Origin of the sequence: Pedobacter sp. BAL39, assembly GCF_000170795.1 — a bacterium.
Lineage (GTDB): Bacteria > Bacteroidota > Bacteroidia > Sphingobacteriales > Sphingobacteriaceae > Pedobacter.
This window is the reverse complement of the sequence record NZ_ABCM01000010.1, coordinates 59,450-77,335: the sequence shown is the minus strand read 5'-3', so window position 1 is coordinate 77,335 and position 17,886 is coordinate 59,450. Positions and strand designations below refer to the sequence as shown.

15 protein-coding genes are annotated in these 17,886 nt (G+C 44.6%); 2 read left to right on the top strand and 13 right to left on the bottom strand.

What is annotated here, in order from left to right; translation table 11 throughout:
- Nucleotides 1-3: 3 nt before the first annotated feature.
- Together PBAL39_RS13995 and PBAL39_RS13990 are read left to right on the top strand one after the other, a co-directional pair.
- Nucleotides 4-843 carry an outer membrane beta-barrel protein gene (locus PBAL39_RS13995; RefSeq protein WP_008242531.1) on the top strand — a complete coding sequence of 280 codons (840 nt, stop codon included), beginning with the start codon at nt 4-6 and terminating at the stop codon, nt 841-843.
- A gap of 147 nt (nt 844-990) precedes the next feature.
- Entirely contained in the window at nt 991-2,208 is a 1,218-nt protein-coding gene (locus PBAL39_RS13990; protein ID WP_232282960.1) for an ABC transporter ATP-binding protein, read from the top strand.
- Nucleotides 2,209-2,219: 11 nt separating this feature from the next.
- On the opposite strand, the gene PBAL39_RS13985 is transcribed toward PBAL39_RS13990, so the two are convergent.
- From PBAL39_RS13985 to atpC, 13 genes are all read right to left on the bottom strand, one after another.
- Nucleotides 2,220-2,633 (bottom strand): hypothetical protein, encoded by a 414-nt coding sequence (locus tag PBAL39_RS13985; RefSeq protein ID WP_008242525.1) that lies wholly within the window; start codon nt 2,631-2,633, stop codon nt 2,220-2,222.
- A gap of 335 nt (nt 2,634-2,968) precedes the next feature.
- On the bottom strand, nt 2,969-4,219 hold the full coding sequence (gene ilvA / locus PBAL39_RS13980; RefSeq protein ID WP_008242524.1) for a threonine ammonia-lyase IlvA: 1,251 nt from the start codon (nt 4,217-4,219) through the stop codon (nt 2,969-2,971).
- A 2-nt stretch (nt 4,220-4,221) separates the two neighbouring features.
- Nucleotides 4,222-5,730 carry a 2-isopropylmalate synthase gene (locus PBAL39_RS13975; RefSeq protein WP_008242522.1) on the bottom strand — a complete coding sequence of 503 codons (1,509 nt, stop codon included), beginning with the start codon at nt 5,728-5,730 and terminating at the stop codon, nt 4,222-4,224.
- A gap of 12 nt (nt 5,731-5,742) precedes the next feature.
- Complete coding sequence (gene leuB / locus PBAL39_RS13970) at nt 5,743-6,834, bottom strand: 3-isopropylmalate dehydrogenase (RefSeq protein ID WP_008242520.1); 1,092 nt, start codon at nt 6,832-6,834, stop codon at nt 5,743-5,745.
- Nucleotides 6,835-6,837: 3 nt separating this feature from the next.
- The gene (locus PBAL39_RS13965) at nt 6,838-8,316 is read right to left on the bottom strand and encodes an ATP-binding cassette domain-containing protein (RefSeq protein ID WP_008242518.1); all 1,479 of its coding nucleotides are present in this window, start codon (nt 8,314-8,316) and stop codon (nt 6,838-6,840) included.
- Nucleotides 8,316-8,900, bottom strand: coding sequence for a 3-isopropylmalate dehydratase small subunit (gene leuD / locus PBAL39_RS13960; protein ID WP_008242514.1), 585 nt, complete (start codon nt 8,898-8,900; stop codon nt 8,316-8,318). The genes PBAL39_RS13965 and leuD overlap by 1 nt, the downstream gene beginning before the upstream one ends.
- 135 nt (nt 8,901-9,035) lie before the next feature.
- Nucleotides 9,036-10,442 (bottom strand): 3-isopropylmalate dehydratase large subunit, encoded by a 1,407-nt coding sequence (gene leuC, locus PBAL39_RS13955; RefSeq protein ID WP_008242510.1) that lies wholly within the window; start codon nt 10,440-10,442, stop codon nt 9,036-9,038.
- 65 nt (nt 10,443-10,507) lie between these two features.
- Nucleotides 10,508-11,989 (bottom strand): ketol-acid reductoisomerase, encoded by a 1,482-nt coding sequence (gene ilvC, locus PBAL39_RS13950; protein ID WP_008242509.1) that lies wholly within the window; start codon nt 11,987-11,989, stop codon nt 10,508-10,510.
- A gap of 133 nt (nt 11,990-12,122) precedes the next feature.
- Nucleotides 12,123-12,722 carry an acetolactate synthase small subunit gene (gene ilvN, locus PBAL39_RS13945; protein ID WP_008242508.1) on the bottom strand — a complete coding sequence of 200 codons (600 nt, stop codon included), beginning with the start codon at nt 12,720-12,722 and terminating at the stop codon, nt 12,123-12,125.
- Between the two features lie 28 nt (nt 12,723-12,750).
- Nucleotides 12,751-14,490: a biosynthetic-type acetolactate synthase large subunit gene (gene ilvB / locus PBAL39_RS13940; RefSeq protein ID WP_008242507.1), complete on the bottom strand. Its 1,740-nt coding sequence runs from the start codon at nt 14,488-14,490 to the stop codon at nt 12,751-12,753.
- Between the two features lie 49 nt (nt 14,491-14,539).
- The gene (ilvD, locus tag PBAL39_RS13935) at nt 14,540-16,237 is read right to left on the bottom strand and encodes a dihydroxy-acid dehydratase (protein WP_008242506.1); all 1,698 of its coding nucleotides are present in this window, start codon (nt 16,235-16,237) and stop codon (nt 14,540-14,542) included.
- Nucleotides 16,238-16,244: 7 nt separating this feature from the next.
- The gene (locus PBAL39_RS13930; RefSeq protein ID WP_008242505.1) at nt 16,245-17,135 is read right to left on the bottom strand and encodes a branched-chain amino acid transaminase; all 891 of its coding nucleotides are present in this window, start codon (nt 17,133-17,135) and stop codon (nt 16,245-16,247) included.
- 508 nt (nt 17,136-17,643) lie between these two features.
- Entirely contained in the window at nt 17,644-17,886 is a 243-nt protein-coding gene (atpC, locus tag PBAL39_RS13925) for an ATP synthase F1 subunit epsilon (RefSeq protein ID WP_008242504.1), read from the bottom strand.

Below are 17,886 nucleotides of genomic sequence, written 5' to 3'. Positions count from 1 at the left end.
GATATGAAACGATTAGTATGGGCAGCACTATTGATAAGCGGGCTTACAGGTGCAACGACTACAGCTGTTAATGCGCAGGAACAGGATACGGTAATCACCACAACCACCACTACAAAAACTACTGTAAAGAAAAAGGATATGGAGAAAACCTTTGACATGAAACATGGCATTGGCATCAATATCGGAAAGAAAGATTCAACAGGAACAACTTCATCTAACGGACGTTTTGTTGGAGGAATTACTTTTACCAGGGTTGATCTTGGTTACAGCAGACTGGTTGACAATGGCAGTTTTACGTTATCTCCGGAAAATGAATTTCTTGATAACAGAGGAGGAAAAACCAGTACATTCTCTTTTGATGTGGCACAGATGGGATACCGTTTCAATCAGAACTTCAAAATCTACGTTGCCGGTGGTTTCGACTGGACACACATCCGTTTGAACAAAAACATTACCATACAGAAGGATCAACAGCAGCTTACGTATGTGGAAGATGATGTGGAATTCTCCAAAAATAGGTTCTCCAGCAGTTACCTCCACATTCCTTTGAACTTTGAATTGAGAACAAAAGAAAACAACAATGGCAACCGTTTTTATTTTGTCATTGGTCCTGAGGTGAGCTTCCTGCTGAATGGTAAAGTGAAACAGATCAGTGAAGAGCGTGGCAAGCAAAAGTTCACAGATGATTACAGGTTCCAGGCTTTCCGTTACGGTGGAACATTAAGGTTCGGGTATAATGGTTTTGGCTTCTTCACCAAGTATTATTTCAATGATATGTTCGCCAGTGCCCCTCAGAAAGGTTTGAAAAATATGTCCTTTGGAGTCACCTTTGGACTGAATTAAAGATGTACCCGATCGGGGTTTTCAAAGGCCGTCAGAATGAGATCGATCTCGTTCTGATGGCCTTTTTCTTTTTGTAGAATCCGTTGATTAACCTCGGCGTTACGTTCTTAGATTTTTGTTGCCTCTAAATTGTCTTATCTTTACGGTGTGAAGGAATCAATTATCACCGTTAAAGGTTTAAGTAAACAATATCAGGCAGCAAACGCTTCTTCAGCTAACACAATGCCCTCACCGGCATTGTCATCAGGATCTTCCATTACCTCCGATCTTTCGAAAACAGATGCTTCAGCAACATGCGGTATTGAGGGACCTGCAGTTAAATCAACTGTGTCGGAACCGATGAATGTGAGCACAGATGGAGTTCAGAATGTTGATGGGGTCAATGCGACTTTAACTACGGATACTTTAACTCCGGTGGCCGCATTACGTTCTTCAGGCGTGGATAATGTGAGTTTTGAGATTAAAAAGGGTGATGTGGTTGCGATTATCGGTGAAAGCGGAAGCGGTAAGTCTACATTGCTCAAGTGTATCTATGGTCTTTTAGAGGTAGATGCGGGAGAAGTGCTTTTTAAAGGTAACCGGGTTTTAGGACCTCACGAGCAACTCATCCCTGGTCATAAGGAAATGAAAATGGTCACTCAGGATTTTTCCCTGAACATCTATGCCAAAGTTTATGACAACATTGCATCGATGCTTTCTAATACGGACATCCGTTCAAAGCATGAGAAAACAATGGAGATCATGGCACACTTGCGCATTGATCATTTGAAAGATAAAAAGATCACTCAATTGAGTGGGGGAGAGCAGCAACGGGTAGCCATCGCAAAAGCACTCGTAAGCGACACTTCAGTCTTATTAATGGATGAACCCTTTAGTCAGGTTGATGCTTTATTGAAAAATCAACTGCGCGCAGATATCAAACGAATTGCCGCGGCAACAGGTGTGACGGTAGTAATGGTTTCTCACGATCCTGCCGACGGACTGTTTCTTGCGGACGACCTGCTTATCGTTAAAAATGGAAAGCTCATTCAGCAAGGTAAACCAAGTGATATTTATCAGCATCCAGACCATATTTATACCGCGAGGATCCTTGGTAACGCCAATGTGCTTACTGCGGAACATGGTAAGATGTTGGGGCTTGATGTGAAAACTGACAATGCGGTCTTTTATCCGGAATGGGTAAAGCTAAATGATAATGGAGAGGGACTTGGCTTTGAGGTCAAAGATGTCTACTTCAAAGGATTTTACGAAGAGCTCTTGCTGGAAAGTGAAGGTGTCTTTATTCGCGCGATACAAATGAATATTGGTCAGCATAAAAAAAACGACCAAGTTCAAGTGAACATTGATCGTTTTTTGAATTTATAATGTTAATTCAACTAGGTAATATCCCTTGATGGAATCAGAACAACTTTGAAACGAATAGGTAGAGTAGGACGGTCTACGATTGTCGCAAAGTTTGAGTTTTGAATATCAAAAGACAGGCCTCCTTCGAATTGTTCATAACTAAAAGCTTGATTTTCAAAAGTGAATGGTAATTGAATGTAACTTCCAGCATTTACAGGATGGTCTCTATAAACTAATATTCCTTCAATATCGACATTGATGGCATCAATTTCAGGGATCAATATCTCTGCATTCAACGTACGATTGTCTGTAGTAGCTTTCCATTGAGAAGGCTGAATTGTAACTATTATTGTACGATTTTCTGTTTCCTGAATAATCGTTTCTTTCTTGCACGACACCAGGCCCAGCGTGGTGGTACAAAGCAGGAGTAAAAGTATTCTTTTCATTTGATTTAGTTTATTTGTGTGTTTGCTGAAAAATAGATAGCAAATCTGTTGCCACAAAAATGAGTTCCATGGGTTTGAATATTCTGTAATTGATTTGTTATGCAAAATTTAATGTAAGAGTCAATTGGTCAGGGCTAATTATATTAAATTTTGTATTGATGAATCTGAAGTATTTGTACAGATATAATGTGTAAACAAAGAGCAGCTACAGGAAAATGTAGCTGCTCTCTAAAATGATATGAGAATGATAACTATATATTGAAGAAGTTTGTCATGCTTTACTCAAAGATTTTCGCTGTCAAATGGGTGTTCTTCCTGATAATAACTCAGTAATATTAAACCAGGTATTCAAACAAAGTCTGGTCGTTATTCAATTCTATAATTTCAAATTTAAACTCCTTCATCCTTGCCAATAGCGAATCGTAATCTGTTGGTTTTGCCAACTCAATACCTACCAATGCAGGACCATTTTCCTTATTTGTCTTTTTGATAAACTCAAAACGGGTAATGTCATCATGTGGACCCAGTACATTGTTCACAAACAACTTCAAAGCCCCCGGACGCTGAGGGAAGCGCACAATGAAATAATGCTTCAGTCCTTCAAACAACAAAGATTTCTCTTTGATCTCCTGCATGCGTTCAATGTCGTTATTGCCGCCGCTCACAATACAAACTACTGTTTTACCTTCAATCTGATCTTTGATGTAATCCAGAGAAGCTACTGCAAGCGCACCCGCAGGTTCCACTACAATCGCATCCTCATTGTAGAGCTTTAAGATCGTGGTACATACTTTACCTTCCGGGATCAGCAGCATTTGATCCAACAGTGTTTTACAGTATTCAAAAGTGAGGCTGCCCACCCTTTTCACGGCAGCACCATCCACAAAGCGGTCGATGTCATTCAAGATCACAGGGCTACCGTTGTTCAGTGCCTGTTTCATGGAAGGAGCACCCTGAGGCTCCACGCCAATCAGCTGGATATCAGGTTTCAGGTTCCGAAGATAACTTCCCACGCCAGACGCCAGTCCGCCGCCACCGATAGGCATGATCACCATGTCCAGCTCAGGGAGATCTTCAAAGATCTCGACACCTACAGTACCCTGACCTTCAATTACCTTTGCGTTATCAAAAGGAGGGATGAAAGTCATTTTGTGCTCCGCAGTATAAGCAAGGGCTTCCTTCAGACAGTCGTCAAAAGTATCACCCACTAAAACGATTTCAATCAGGTCGCCGCCGAACATCTCTGTCTGTCTTACCTTCTGCTTTGGCGTAATCTCAGGCATGAAAATCACGCCTTTAATGTTCAGCTTTTTGCAGGAATAAGCCACACCCTGTGCATGGTTGCCCGCACTGGCACATACCACACCCTGGGCCATCTGCTCCGGCTCCAGTGTGCTGATCATGTTGTAGGCTCCTCTAAGCTTATAAGAACGCACCACCTGAAAATCTTCTCTCTTCAGGTAAATGTTCGCATTATAAGTTTTAGATAGACCAAGATTGTACTCAAGAGGGGTACGTTTTACCGTACCCTTTAATCGTTCTGCTGCGCCGGTAAAATCCAGCTCTACTACGTTTTCTACGCTCATTATTACATAAATTTATTCATTGCATCCAGATAGGCATAAGCCGAAGCTTTCACGATATCGGTGCTGAAACCATGACCCACATAAGACTTTCCTTCGCTGGCAATCCTGATGTTCACTTTGCTCACATCATCGCTGCCACCATTTACAGCCTGAATGGTAAATTCTTTCAGTTCGATATCGGCACCAACGATGCTCTGAATCGCATTAATGGTTGCATTTACAGGTCCGTTTCCGGAAGCCATCGCTTCTTTTTCCACACCATTGTGCTCCAGTTTAATGCTCGCAGTCGGACTTAGCGGATCACCACAAAGTACCTGCAACAAGGTCAATTTATAACCGTTTTTATAAGAATCCTCTTTGCCATCACTCATCAATGAATGGATGTCATCATCAGAGATTGCTTTTTTCTCATCAGCAAGAATCAAAAATCTTTCATAAACCTGATCCAGGTTCAAACGCTCAATCTCGTAACCCAAACGCTCCAGATGGTGCTTCAGTGCATGGCGACCGCTACGCGCGGTAAGGATGATGTCTGCGGAGTTGATCCCTACATCTTCAGGGTTCATGATCTCATAATTTTCCCTGTGTTTCAGGAAGCCATCCTGGTGGATACCAGAGCTGTGTGCAAAGGCATTCTGACCAATAATTGCTTTATTCGGTTGCACAGGCATGCGCATCATACGGCTCACCATGTTACTGATGTCGCTGAAATGTTTCGCATTAATGTTGGTGTTCAGTCCCAATGCATGGTGTGTTTTCAGGATCATCACCACCTCTTCAAGGGCAGTGTTACCAGCACGTTCACCAATACCGTTAATTGTACACTCAATCTGACGGGCACCATTCACAATACCCGCCAAAGTATTCGCGGTTGCTAAACCAAGGTCATTGTGACAATGTACTGAAATGATGGCCTGGTCAATGTTCTTTACATTCTCTTTCAGATACAGGATTTTAGATCCGTACTGATCAGGAAGGCAATAACCGTTCGTATCAGGAATGTTCACTACTGTAGCACCGGCAGCAATCACGGCTTCTACCATCTGGGCAAGAAATACGTTATCCGCACGGCCTGCATCTTCCGCATAAAATTCGATGTCTTCAACAAACTGTTTTGCATATTTTACAGCATCTACCGCACGTTCAAGGATCTTCTCCCTGGTGCTGTTGAATTTATATTTGATGTGCATATCTGAAGAACCAATACCCGTGTGGATACGTGGTCTCTTCGCATATTGTAACGCTGCAACCGCAGAGTCAATGTCACCTTTGTTGGCACGTGTCAGCGCACAGATGATAGGCTCCTGCACCGCTTTAGACATCTCTACCACACTCTGGAAATCACCAGGACTGGAGATCGGGAAACCCGCCTCAATCACATCTACCCCAAGGGCTTCCAATGCTTTGGCAATTTCAATTTTCTCGGGGGTCGACAACTGGCAACCCGGTACCTGCTCACCGTCCCTAAGGGTGGTGTCAAATACATAAACTCTATTAGGATCGTGTAACATAATTCTTCGGGTTTAGTTTGACAATGTGTTTTGAGTGATATATTTCAATACCAGTTTGCCCATTTCCTTGGTGCCTAGTACGTTGTACGGGTTTGTGGTTTCATCAGCGATGTCATTTGTTCTGAAGCCTTCCTTCAGGGCCTGATCAACTGCATTTACTACAACCTTTGCTTCATCCTTAAGACCAAATGCAATTTCCAGCATCAGGGCAACCGACAGGATAGAGGCCAGCGGGTTTGCCAGGTCTTTTCCGGTGATGTCGTGTGCAGAACCATGGATCGGCTCAAAAAATCCAGTGCTTTCTCCTACAGACGCCGACGCCAGCATACCCATAGAGCCTGCAATCTGAGAGGCCTCATCAGTAAGTATGTCGCCAAAAAGGTTCGCAGTCAGTACCACATCAAAACGTTTAGGATCCTTGATCAGCTGCATCGCTGCATTGTCAATGAACATGTGTTCTGTTTCTACCTCCGGATATTGAAGGGCAACCTGCTGAACAGTCTCTCTCCATAACCTTGAGCTTTCCAGCACATTGGCTTTATCTACAGAACATAATTTTTTCTTGCGCTGCATGGCTGCTTCAAAAGCTTTGTGTGCAATGCGTTCCACCTCATAACGGTGATAGATCATCAGGTCTGAAGCGGTGTTGCGATCTTCAGAGCGGTTTTTCTCGCCGAAGTATACATCTCCCGTCAGCTCCCTGAAGAATAGGATATCAGTACCTTTCAGGATGCTTGCTTTGATGCTCGAAGCATTCAGCAATTCATCAAAAAGTAAAATCGGGCGCAGGTTTGCATACAGACCTAACTCCTTGCGGATTTTAAGCAATCCTTGCTCAGGACGTACTTTCAGCGAAGGATCGTTGTCGTATTTAGCATGGCCAATCGCTCCGAAAAGAATGGCATCACTGTTTTTCGCTTTTTCAAGCGTTTCATCAGGCAGGGGCTCACCTGTTACTTCGATGGCTGCATGTCCCATCAGCGCTTCATCAAAAGTAAACTCATGACCAAAGTCGGTAGCAATTTGTTCCAATACTGCCTTTCCCCAGGTGGTCACTTCCGGGCCGATACCATCCCCTGGTATAACTAATATATTCTTCTTCATTTTTTAAACGCTTTCTAATCTATTTTCGATGAGCTTTACCTCACCGTTTTCTAATACTATTTTCTTCTCAATGCAGGAAGGAAGCTGCGATTCAAAATGGCCTACATAAATCAATGTCGTTCCATTTTTGCAAAGCTCGTCTACCAGTTTGTTAAAATGTTTGGTCTGCTGATGGTCTAAACCCTGACAAGGTTCATCGAGGATCAGCAGCTCCGGGTTTTTGATGATGGTACGCGCCAGCAATGCCAGACGCTGTTTGCCCAAGGGCAGTTTATTCATCAATGTATTTTTGTACTCGTCCAGCCCGAAATAACTCAGCAGCTCATCCGCCTGTGCTTTTTTGGTGGCTCCGGGATCGCAGAATAAACCTGAGCTGTCGTAGAATCCGGAAACTATACTTTGCCATACCGTAGCGGATGCATCAAAATACCAATGTAACTCCGGAGATATCAGACCAATACGTGCCTTGATGTCCCAAATGCTTTCTCCACTGCCTCTTTTATTACCAAACAGGTAAAAATTGTTGGAGTAGGCCTGGGGATGATCGCCACTAATCAGGCTTAGCAAGGTCGATTTGCCCGAACCATTGTGTCCCTGTAAAAGCCATTTCTCACCAGCATTTACTTCCCAGTTGATGTCTTTTAATACTTGTTTGTCACCGTAACTGATGTTTACATCAATCATCCTGATGATGCCACAGGCATTGTAAGCCACTGGAAAGTCGCGTAGAAAAGCGGGCACAGGTTTCAGGGCTTCTTCCTTGATTGTCATTTTATGCGATGCCTGATGTTCTTCCAGGTTGCTCTCATGGATCTGGCCCTCCCTGATTTCTGCTACACGATTGATGCAGGATGGCAAGTCCCGTTCATTGCTGATCAGGATCAATTGTAATCCTGCTCCTACAAACTCGTCGATCAGCACATTCAGATTTTTTCTGGACGCTGCATCCAACCCATTGTAAGGCTGATCCAATATCAATAGCTGTGGTTTGAACCATAAGGCCTTAACCAGCTGTAGTTTTTTATGTTCTCCGCTGGACAACTGTATCAATGCGGAATCCAGCAACGCGGCATATCCCAGCGCATCAATAATACGATCAAGAGAACTGAAGTTTAAACCGTTTTTTTTGCCATAAGCCTCCAGCTCTGCATTTACCGTCGCCGTCACCTCCACCGCCTGCTTGTTGTATCGCTGCTGGTAGTAAAAGTTCGACTGACCTTCGAGGTCTTTAAACTGATACCAGTTGGCTACATACAATGCCTTTGCCGGAAGGGCAGACTCTGCGTCAAAGTGCAGTTCTACATTTCCGTAAACATGGTCGGCACCCGCAATAGCCTTCGCTAAAGTGGTCTTGCCACTGCCACTTTTCCCGCAAAGCAACCAGTGCTCCTTCCTGCGGATGGTCCAGTTCATGTCCCCCAGCACCACCTTTTGGTGGTACTTGATGTTTAGGTTGGTAATATGGACGACGGGATCTGACATTATCTTGCTTTCTCGAATGCTTCGATCAGATCTTTCTGGTTTAAGATGAAATCGATATCATCGTATCCATTGATCAGGCATGATTTTTTGTAAGGGTTGATTTCAAAAGAAGACTGCTCACCAGTGTCAGCAATCGTTACCGTTTGCTGCTCCAGGTCTACCTCCAGTTGTGCAGTATGACTTTTGTCTACTGCTGCAAAAATCGCAGCCAGAAAGTCTTCGCTTACCTGGATAGGTAAAAGACCATTGTTCAGTGCATTGCCTTTGAAAATATCAGCAAAGAAGCTGCTGATCACTACGTCAAATCCAGCATCCTGAATGGCCCATGCAGCGTGCTCGCGACTACTCCCGCAACCAAAATTCTTTCCTGCTACCAGCACTTTACCGCTATAGGTAGGGTTGTTCAGCACAAAATCCGCTTTCGGGGTATTGTCGCCATTGTAACGCCAGTCGCGGAACAGGTTCTCACCAAAACCTTCACGGGTAGTGGCTTTCAGGAACCTTGCCGGAATGATCTGGTCGGTATCAATATTTTCTATATTCAGCGGCACAATTGCCGATGTAAGTTTCTCAAATTTTCTCATCAGTGTATACTGTTTGCTGTTCCTAAGAACATGTTTTATTCTGTGTCCATCACCATGTTTAAGGTGATGCTGGTTTTGCGCGATCCGGTGATATCAAAGGGGCTGAACACATTCAACATCACCCATCGACGATCGTTATGCTTTAACCAGTAACTCTCTAACGTCAGTAATTTTTCCGGTCACAGCAGCAGCAGCAGCAGTAAGCGGACTTACCAGCAATGTCCTTGCATCCGGACCCTGGCGGCCCTCAAAATTTCTGTTCGATGTAGAAACGCAGTATTTGCCGGCAGGAATTTTATCTTCATTCATCCCCAAACAAGCACTGCAACCTGGTTCACGCAGCTGGAATCCAGCCTGTTCGAAGATCTTGTCCAGACCTTCGTTGATCGCCTGTTGCTCCACCTGTTTTGATCCAGGAACAATCCATACGGTTACATTCTCTGCTTTGTGTTTGTCTTTTACAAACTCTGCCACCTCGCGCAGGTCTTCAATGCGGGAGTTGGTACAGCTGCCGATGAATACATAATCCACTGGTTTTCCAATCAATGAAGTCTCATCTTCAAAGCCCATATAGGCAAGTGCTTTTTCGTAAGACAACTGCTCTTTATCAGGCTGTGATTGTGTTGCAGGGATCGTTTCCCTGATGCCCATACCCATACCCGGGTTGGTACCGTAAGTAATCATTGGAGCAATGTCTTCAGCTTCAAAAGTAAGCACACTGTCAAACTGCGCATCAGCATCACTGTATAAGGTTTTCCAGTAGGCGAGGGATTTGTCCCATTCTTCACCTGCAGGCGCAAATTCTCTTCCTTTGATGTAGTCGAACGTGATCTGGTCAGGGGCAATTAAACCACCTCTGGCACCCATTTCGATACTCATGTTACAGATCGTCATCCTTGCTTCCATACTCAAAGCTTCGATGGCCGAACCTGCATATTCAATAAAATAACCTGTACCACCGGCAGCAGATATCTTAGAGATGATGTACAATATAATGTCTTTAGCAGTTACGCCCTGACCCAGCACGCCGTTCACCTCGATTTTCATCGTCTTCGGCTTTTGCTGCAGCAAACACTGCGTAGCAAAAACCTGCTCTACCTGTGAAGTACCGATTCCAAAAGCGATGGCCCCAAAGGCACCATGCGTGGACGTGTGGCTATCACCACAAACCATAGTTTTTCCCGGCAATGTGATGCCCAGTTCCGGACCAATCACGTGTACAATTCCCTGGAAAGGGTGACCTAAACCATACAGCTCGATGCCGAACTCAGCACAGTTTTTAGTCAGCATGTCTACCTGATAGCGGGAAAGCTCTTCTTTAATTGGGAGGAGCTGATTCAACGTAGGCACATTGTGGTCAGCGGTCGCCACAGTTTGCTGCGGGCGGAGGACAGGTAAACCTCTTTTGCGCAGGCCATCAAAAGCCTGTGGAGAGGTTACCTCGTGGATGAGGTGTGTATCAATGTATAAAATATCAGGAAATCCTGCTTCGCTTTTTACCACGTGTGCATCCCAAATTTTTTCTACTAATGTTTTTGACATTTTGTTGGTGTTTTTTTATGAACGGCTTAGGTGCGGATACACCTAAGCCGTTAGTTTTTGATGTATTAGGCCGTTTTAATTGATTTCATTGCAGTCATCGCTTTTCTAAGCTCAGCACCTACAAGCTCAACCTGGTGTGTGCGGATCACTTCGTTTACTGCAATCAGCGCTCTGTTGTCTACAGCACCGTCTTTGCCTTCGTTGAAGTTTTTGCCGACAAGGTCCGTATCTACTCTCGTCATGAAGTCGGCCAATAAAGGCTTACAAGCATGGTCAAACAGGTAGCAGCCATATTCAGCAGTGTCAGAGATCACCCTGTTCATTTCGAATAATTTTTTACGGGCGATGGTATTCGCGATCAGCGGAGTTTCGTGTAATGACTCATAGTAAGCTGATTCAGGTTTGATACCCGCTTCAACCATTGTTTCAAAAGCAAGCTCCACACCGGCTCTTACGAAAGCAACCATCAGGAGGTTGTTGTCAAAATATTCCTGCTCGCCGATGGTAACATTACCGGCAGGAGTTTTCTCAAAAGCAGTCTCACCCGTTGCAGCACGCCATGCCAACAGGTTTTTATCACCTGCAGCCCAGTCTTCCATCATGATGCGGCTAAACTCTCCGCTCATGATGTCGTCCTGATGTTTCTGGAACAATGGACGCATGATGGTTTTCAACTCTTCAGAAACTTCGAAAGCTTTAATTTTAGCCACATTGCTCAACCTGTCCATCATCGCAGTGATACCACCTTGTTTCAAGGCTTCAGTAATCACTTCCACACCATATTGAACCAGTTTAGAAGCATAACCAGCATCAATACCTTTCTCAATCATTTTATCAAAAGAAAGAATTGATCCTGTTTGCAACAATCCGCAAAGGATCGTTTGCTCGCCCATCAAATCGGACTTCACTTCGGCCACAAAAGATGATTTCAATACACCAGCTCTGTGACCGCCAGTACCTACGCAATAAGCTTTCGCCTGCTCAAGACCTTTTCCTTCAGGATCGTTCTCCGGGTGTACAGCAATTAGTGTTGGTACACCAAAGCCACGCACATATTCCGCTCTCACTTCAGAACCTGGGCATTTTGGTGCCACCATGATCACGGTGATGTCTTTACGGATCTGCATGCCTTCTTCAACAATGTTGAAACCATGAGAATACAATAGGGTAGCGCCTTGTTTCATCAATGGCATTACCGCGTTCACTACTGCAGTATGTTGTTTGTCAGGAGTAAGGTTGATTACCACATCAGCAGAAGGGATCAGTTGCTCGTAAGTGCCTACGTTAAAATTGTTTTCCGTAGCATTTTTCCATGAATCTCTTTTGCCATCGATGGCTTCCTGACGTAAAGCGTAAGAAATGTCTAAACCACTATCTCTTAGGTTCAAACCCTGGTTAAGTCCTTGTGCACCGCAACCTACGATCACTAGTTTTTTTCCTTTCAGTGCATTTACGCCATCCAGGAACTCAGAACTTTCCATGAAATCGCATACGCCCAGTTGGTTTAATTTTTCTCTAAGAGGTAAGGTGTTAAAATAATTTGACATCGTTTTTATTGGTTTTATAATTAGGTTCTTATATAATATTTAATCGTTTTGTTCTCATTTTGATCTCTTTTCATCCTGCATCCGGCCGGAGCTTTCGCAGCATGCAAGCAGCTATCGGGCTTGCTATATCGTATTACATCGTGAATACATTTTTTTCTTTGTCAAGATACTCATTTTCTATGACCTCCTGACCAGGTTCCTTACGTTCAAACTCTCTTAGCTTGGCGTTAAAGCCTTCACTGTCTTTGATGATGGCTACCCTTGCGCTTCTCACAAACTCGATCAGTCCGTACGGCTGAAGCACCGTAATCAGCTTATCAGTTTCTTCTCTGTGACCAGTCACCTCAAATACCGTGTAGTCCTTACGGATGACCACTGCACGGGCACCATTTTCTCTCAGCAGACGCTCCACCTGTACCTTTTCAGCAACAGTATCCGTAGGCACTTTGTATAGCGCCATTTCCTGCCAGATGACGTCGTCATTGGTGTTATAGTATACCTTTAACACTTCCACTTGTTTCTCGATCTGGCGGGCAAGTTTGCTGACTACATCTTCCGTTTCGTTGATGACAATATTGAAACGGTGGATGTGCTCAATCTCCGAAGGAGAGGTGTTGAGGCTGTCGATATTGATTTTTCTTCTTGAAAATATGATGGCGATACGGTTCAGTAAGCCGATCTGATTTTCGGTATATACTGTAAACGTAAATTCCTGTTTTTCGTTAGTTTCCATTTTCTGGCAATTGCTGTTGATTCGTTAATTATTTAAGCCTGATTTCACTTACACTCATACCTTGAGGTACCATTGGGAACACATTGTGCTCCTGGGCAACCATTACTTCCAGCAGAAATGACCCTTTGTGGTTTAACATTTCCTGCAGTGCAGCATTGAGGTCCTCACGTTCTGAGATCCGTTTTCCGGCGATGTAATACGAATCTGCCAGTTTCACGAAATCCGGGCTGGTGATGTCCACGAAAGAATAACGTTTGTCGTGGAACAGCTGTTGCCACTGACGAACCATCCCCAGGAACCTGTTGTTAAGGATCATGATCTTCACATCCACACCACTCTGCATGATGGTGCCCAATTCCTGACAAGTCATCTGGAAACCACCATCACCAATCACGGCAACTACCGTGCGGTCAGGAGCACCAAACTTAGCACCAATTGCAGCAGGTAAGCCGAAGCCCATCGTGCCCAATCCACCGCTGGTAATGTTGCTCCTCGTGTTGTTGAACTTGGCATAACGGCAAGCCACCATCTGATGCTGACCTACGTCAGTTACTACTACCGCTTCACCTTTGGTCAGTTGATTCAGCTGGTGGATCACTTCACCCATCGTCATCTCTCCGCTTTGTGGCTCTAGTTCATGCTGGATCAGTTGCTCCTGTTCAACTTTATCGAAAGCCCTGAATTCAGCAAGCCATGCAGTATGGTCTTTAGGTTCAATAAGTTCCGTTAACAATGGAAGGGTCTCTTTGCAATCTCCCCATACCGGAATATCGGCTTTCACATTTTTATCAATCTCGGCAGGGTCAATGTCCAGGTGGACCACCTTTGCCTGTTTCGCATATTTGTCCAGACGACCAGTTACGCGGTCATCGAAACGCATACCAATAGCAATCAGTACATCACATTCATTCGTCTGAACGTTAGGCCCATAGTTACCATGCATACCCAGCATGCCCACGTTTAGAGGGTGGTCTGTAGGGATGGCACCAGCACCAAGGATGGTCCATGCTGCAGGAATACCACTCTTCTCTACGAATGCCTGGAATTCTTTTTCAGCAAAACCCAATGATACCCCCTGTCCGAAAAGGATGAAAGGTTTTTTTGCAGCGTTGATCAGTTCAGCAGCCTGCTCAATATACTCTTTACGCACATTTGGTTTCGGGCGGTAGCTGCGGATGTGGTCGCAAGGCGTATAACCTTCAAAATCAAAAAGCTGAAGCTGTGCATTTTTGGTGATGTCAATCAACACCGGACCTGGTCTGCCACTGCGTGCAATGTAAAATGCTTTCGCCAATACCGCAGGGATTTCTGTAGCATCCGTTACCTGGTAGTTCCACTTGGTCACCGGGGTAGTAATGTTGATTACGTCCGTTTCCTGGAAAGCATCGGTACCCAGCAGGTGCGCAAACACCTGTCCGGTGATGCATACCATAGGTGTGCTGTCGATCTGTGCATCAGCAAGACCAGTCACAAGGTTGGTTGCTCCCGGGCCAGAGGTGGCGAAGACCACGCCGACTTTTCCTGAGGTACGGGCATAACCCTGACCAGCATGTGTTCCACCTTGTTCGTGGCGGACCAGAATGTGTTTCAATTTGTCTTTGTAGTCATAAAGTGCATCATAAATAGGCATGATGGCACCGCCTGGGTAGCCGAAGATCGTATCTGTACCTTCAGCAATCAGTCCTTCCAGTAAAGCTACAGAACCCGTAACGGAAACCGTCTTTTTGGGTGCTGCTAAGGTGGTTGCTTCCTCTTGTGCTGTGTTCATTGTTTTATAATTAGGTTTTTTTTGGTCGTTAATTAATAATTGTAAATGTTTAATGTGTGTAGGCGTCAGTAACACATCCTTCGCTGGCATCACTAACCTGCTTGATGTATTTGTACAATACACCGCTTTTCACTGGCGGAGGCAACTGTTTCCATTCTGCCTTACGTTTAGCCATTTCCTCATCAGAGATCTTCAGGTTAATGGTATTGTTGACTGCATCAATGGTAATCATGTCATCATCATTAACAAAGGCGATGTTTCCACCATCCCATGCTTCAGGAGTGATGTGTCCCACTACGAAACCATGTGTACCTCCGGAGAACCTTCCGTCAGTGATCAGGGCAACCGATTTACCCAGTCCGGCGCCAATGATGGCAGATGTCGGTTTCAGCATTTCAGGCATTCCAGGAGCTCCTTTAGGGCCTACCTGTCTGATCACGACCACATCACCCTGGCGTACACGTCCACTCAGGATTCCTGCGATCAACGATTTTTCCCCGTCAAATACACGTGCAGGGCCTTCAAATTTCTCGCCTTCTTTACCACTGATTTTTGCTACTGATCCTTTTTGAGCAATGTTGCCATACAGGATCTGCAGGTGACCAGTTGTTTTTAGCGGGTTGCTGACCGGGAAGATGATCTTTTGCTGATCGAAATCCAGGTCTACGGCATCAGCCACATTCTCAGCAAGGGTTTTACCCGTTACCGTCATACAGTCGCCATGCAACAGTCCTTCTTTCAATAGATATTTTAATACTGCAGGAACACCACCAATTTCATGCAGGTCTTCCATCAGGTAAGTACCACTAGGTTTTAAATCGGCAAGTACCGGAGTATTGTTACTTACGTCCTGGAAATCATCGATCTTCAGGTTCAGGCCTACAGATTTGGCCATTGCAATCAGGTGGAGTACGGCATTGGTAGATCCACCTAGTACCATCACCGTTACGATGGCGTTGTGGAATGACTTCTCGGTCATGATGTCACTTGGAAGAATGTTTCTCTCCAGCAAAACACGGATTGCTTTGGCAGCATTGATACATTCATCCTTTTTCTCCTGACTGGTAGCAGGGTAGGAGGAGCTATAAGGCAAACTCATGCCCATTGCTTCAATTGCAGAGGCCATAGTATTTGCGGTATACATCCCCCCACATGCACCCGCACCAGGGCAGGTATGGCGGATGATGCCTTGATAATCTTCTTCTTCGATGTTACCGGCAAGTTTCTGACCCAATGCTTCAAAAGCAGAAACAATGTTCAGGGCTTTGCCTTTATAGTTTCCGGAGTGGATACTTCCACCATATACCATGATCGAGGGGCGGTTCAGACGTCCCATGGCAATGATGGATCCCGGCATATTTTTGTCACATCCAGGAATGGTGATGACACCATCATAATACTGTCCGCCACAGATGGTCTCAATAGAATCGGCGATGACATCTCTGGATACCAGGGAGTAACGCATTCCGTCTGTACCATTAGACATTCCATCACTCACACCGATGGTGCTGAAGGTCAGGCCAACCATTCCGTTGTCCCAGACGCCTTTTTTTACCACCTGAGCGAGGTCGTTCAGGTGCATGTTACAGGTGTTTCCATCGTAACCCATGCTGGCAATGCCTACCTGGGCTTTGTCGAGGTCCTCTTTTGTTAGGCCAATCCCATACAACATGGCCTGTGCGGCAGGTTGTGTAGGATCTTGAGTGAATGTTTTGCTATAGCGGTTTAATTCTGGTGTTGTTGACATGTTTAGTTTATATGATTACTTCGTAATTGTGTTTCTCTAGTACCAGGCTTTTATAGGTGCGTTGTATGGTTGACCCCACGGTGTCTGTCCACCGTAAAGGAAATTTGTATTCGTCAATATTGGCGATGCCTGCAATTTCTACTGCGGTTCCGCAGAAAAAGGCACTGTCTGCATGTTTGATGTCCTTCACCGTCAGGTGTTTCTCAATGACATCGATGTCCAGTACGCGGCAGAGGTGCATGACCGTGGCGCGGGTAATTCCAGGCAGGATGTTTCCGAGTGGAGGCGTATATAAACGTCCTTTTTTCTCGATAAAGATGTTGGCTCCCGGACCTTCGGCAATGTGGCCGTCGCTGTCCAGCAACAAAGCTTCATCAAATCCTTTACTGCGGGCCTCGGTGGTCGCCAGGATGGAGTTCACATAGTTACCGCTTACCTTGGCTTCAATAGGAGTCGATTTTGGATTTGGCCGTTCATAACTGGAGATGCATACTTTCTGGAGCTTGTGGCCCAGGTATAATCCCCAGTCCCATGCACAGATCATGATAGACACTTCCGTTGCCGCTACCAGTGTCATGTTTGGCGCACAGTAGATCAGCGGGCGGATGTAAGCATCCTTCAGGTTGTTCAGTTCAAGTAACTTATAAGTCTGTTTGATCAGGTCGTCGATGTCCCAGTTGAACGGCATGTGTACCAGTTCAGCAGATTTCTTTAACCGTTCAAAATGCTCACGCGCTTTGAAGATGCGCGTTCCATTGTGGGTCTGGTAAGCCCTGATGCCCTCAAATACAGCATAACCGTAGTGGAGCGACTGTCCGTAGATGTCGGCGTTCGCGTCGGCAGCTTTTTCAAACTTGCCGTCTATGTAAAGCACTGTATTTGGGGTTGAATATTTCATCTTTGTTATATTAAAAAAGCGCCACTTGTGGGTGGCGCTCGGAGTATCTTTATGAGTATTACATAGACATTACAGCGCCGTTTCCTTCCGAATAATCAGTAGGAGTACCACATTGATAATGACAATAAATAGGGCAGTGATGCTAAGACTCATTGTTGTTTTTTTAGTGTTGCTTTATAAATCCAATTTAGGCTATGCTCGTTAAACTATCAATAGCAGAACGAAAATAATTGAAAAAAGTATAATATTCTTTATTTATAATTAAAAACGGAATATAGTTTGTTTTGAGTGTCTGTTTTGGTATTATCATTGGCGTGTCGTAGACCAAATATGGAATCGGTATTCGGTATACATATTATGCTTGCATTATAATAATGGCCCATTTCTTCCTGAAATCTCTTAAAGTGCCATCAAAATTTAATAAAAGTGATGCTGATCATTAAAAAACTTAGGGCACAAAAAAAGCCCTTTGATATTTTCAAAGGGCTTTCCATAGTATGATTAAATATTAAGCAACCCCTTCGGCTAAAACAATAATTTTGTTTTTTAAAACCTCGACGACACCACCTTTAATAATAAAGGTCTCTTCATTGGCTTTGCTTTTAATAATTACCGGTCCATCTTCTAATGTGGAAATAATAGGAGCGTGGTCTTTCAGAATTTGAAAAGAGCCCATCGTTCCAGGAACAGTAACTGCTGTTACTTCCCCTTCGAAGACTTTTTTATCTGGTGTTAATATTTCTAGTGTCAT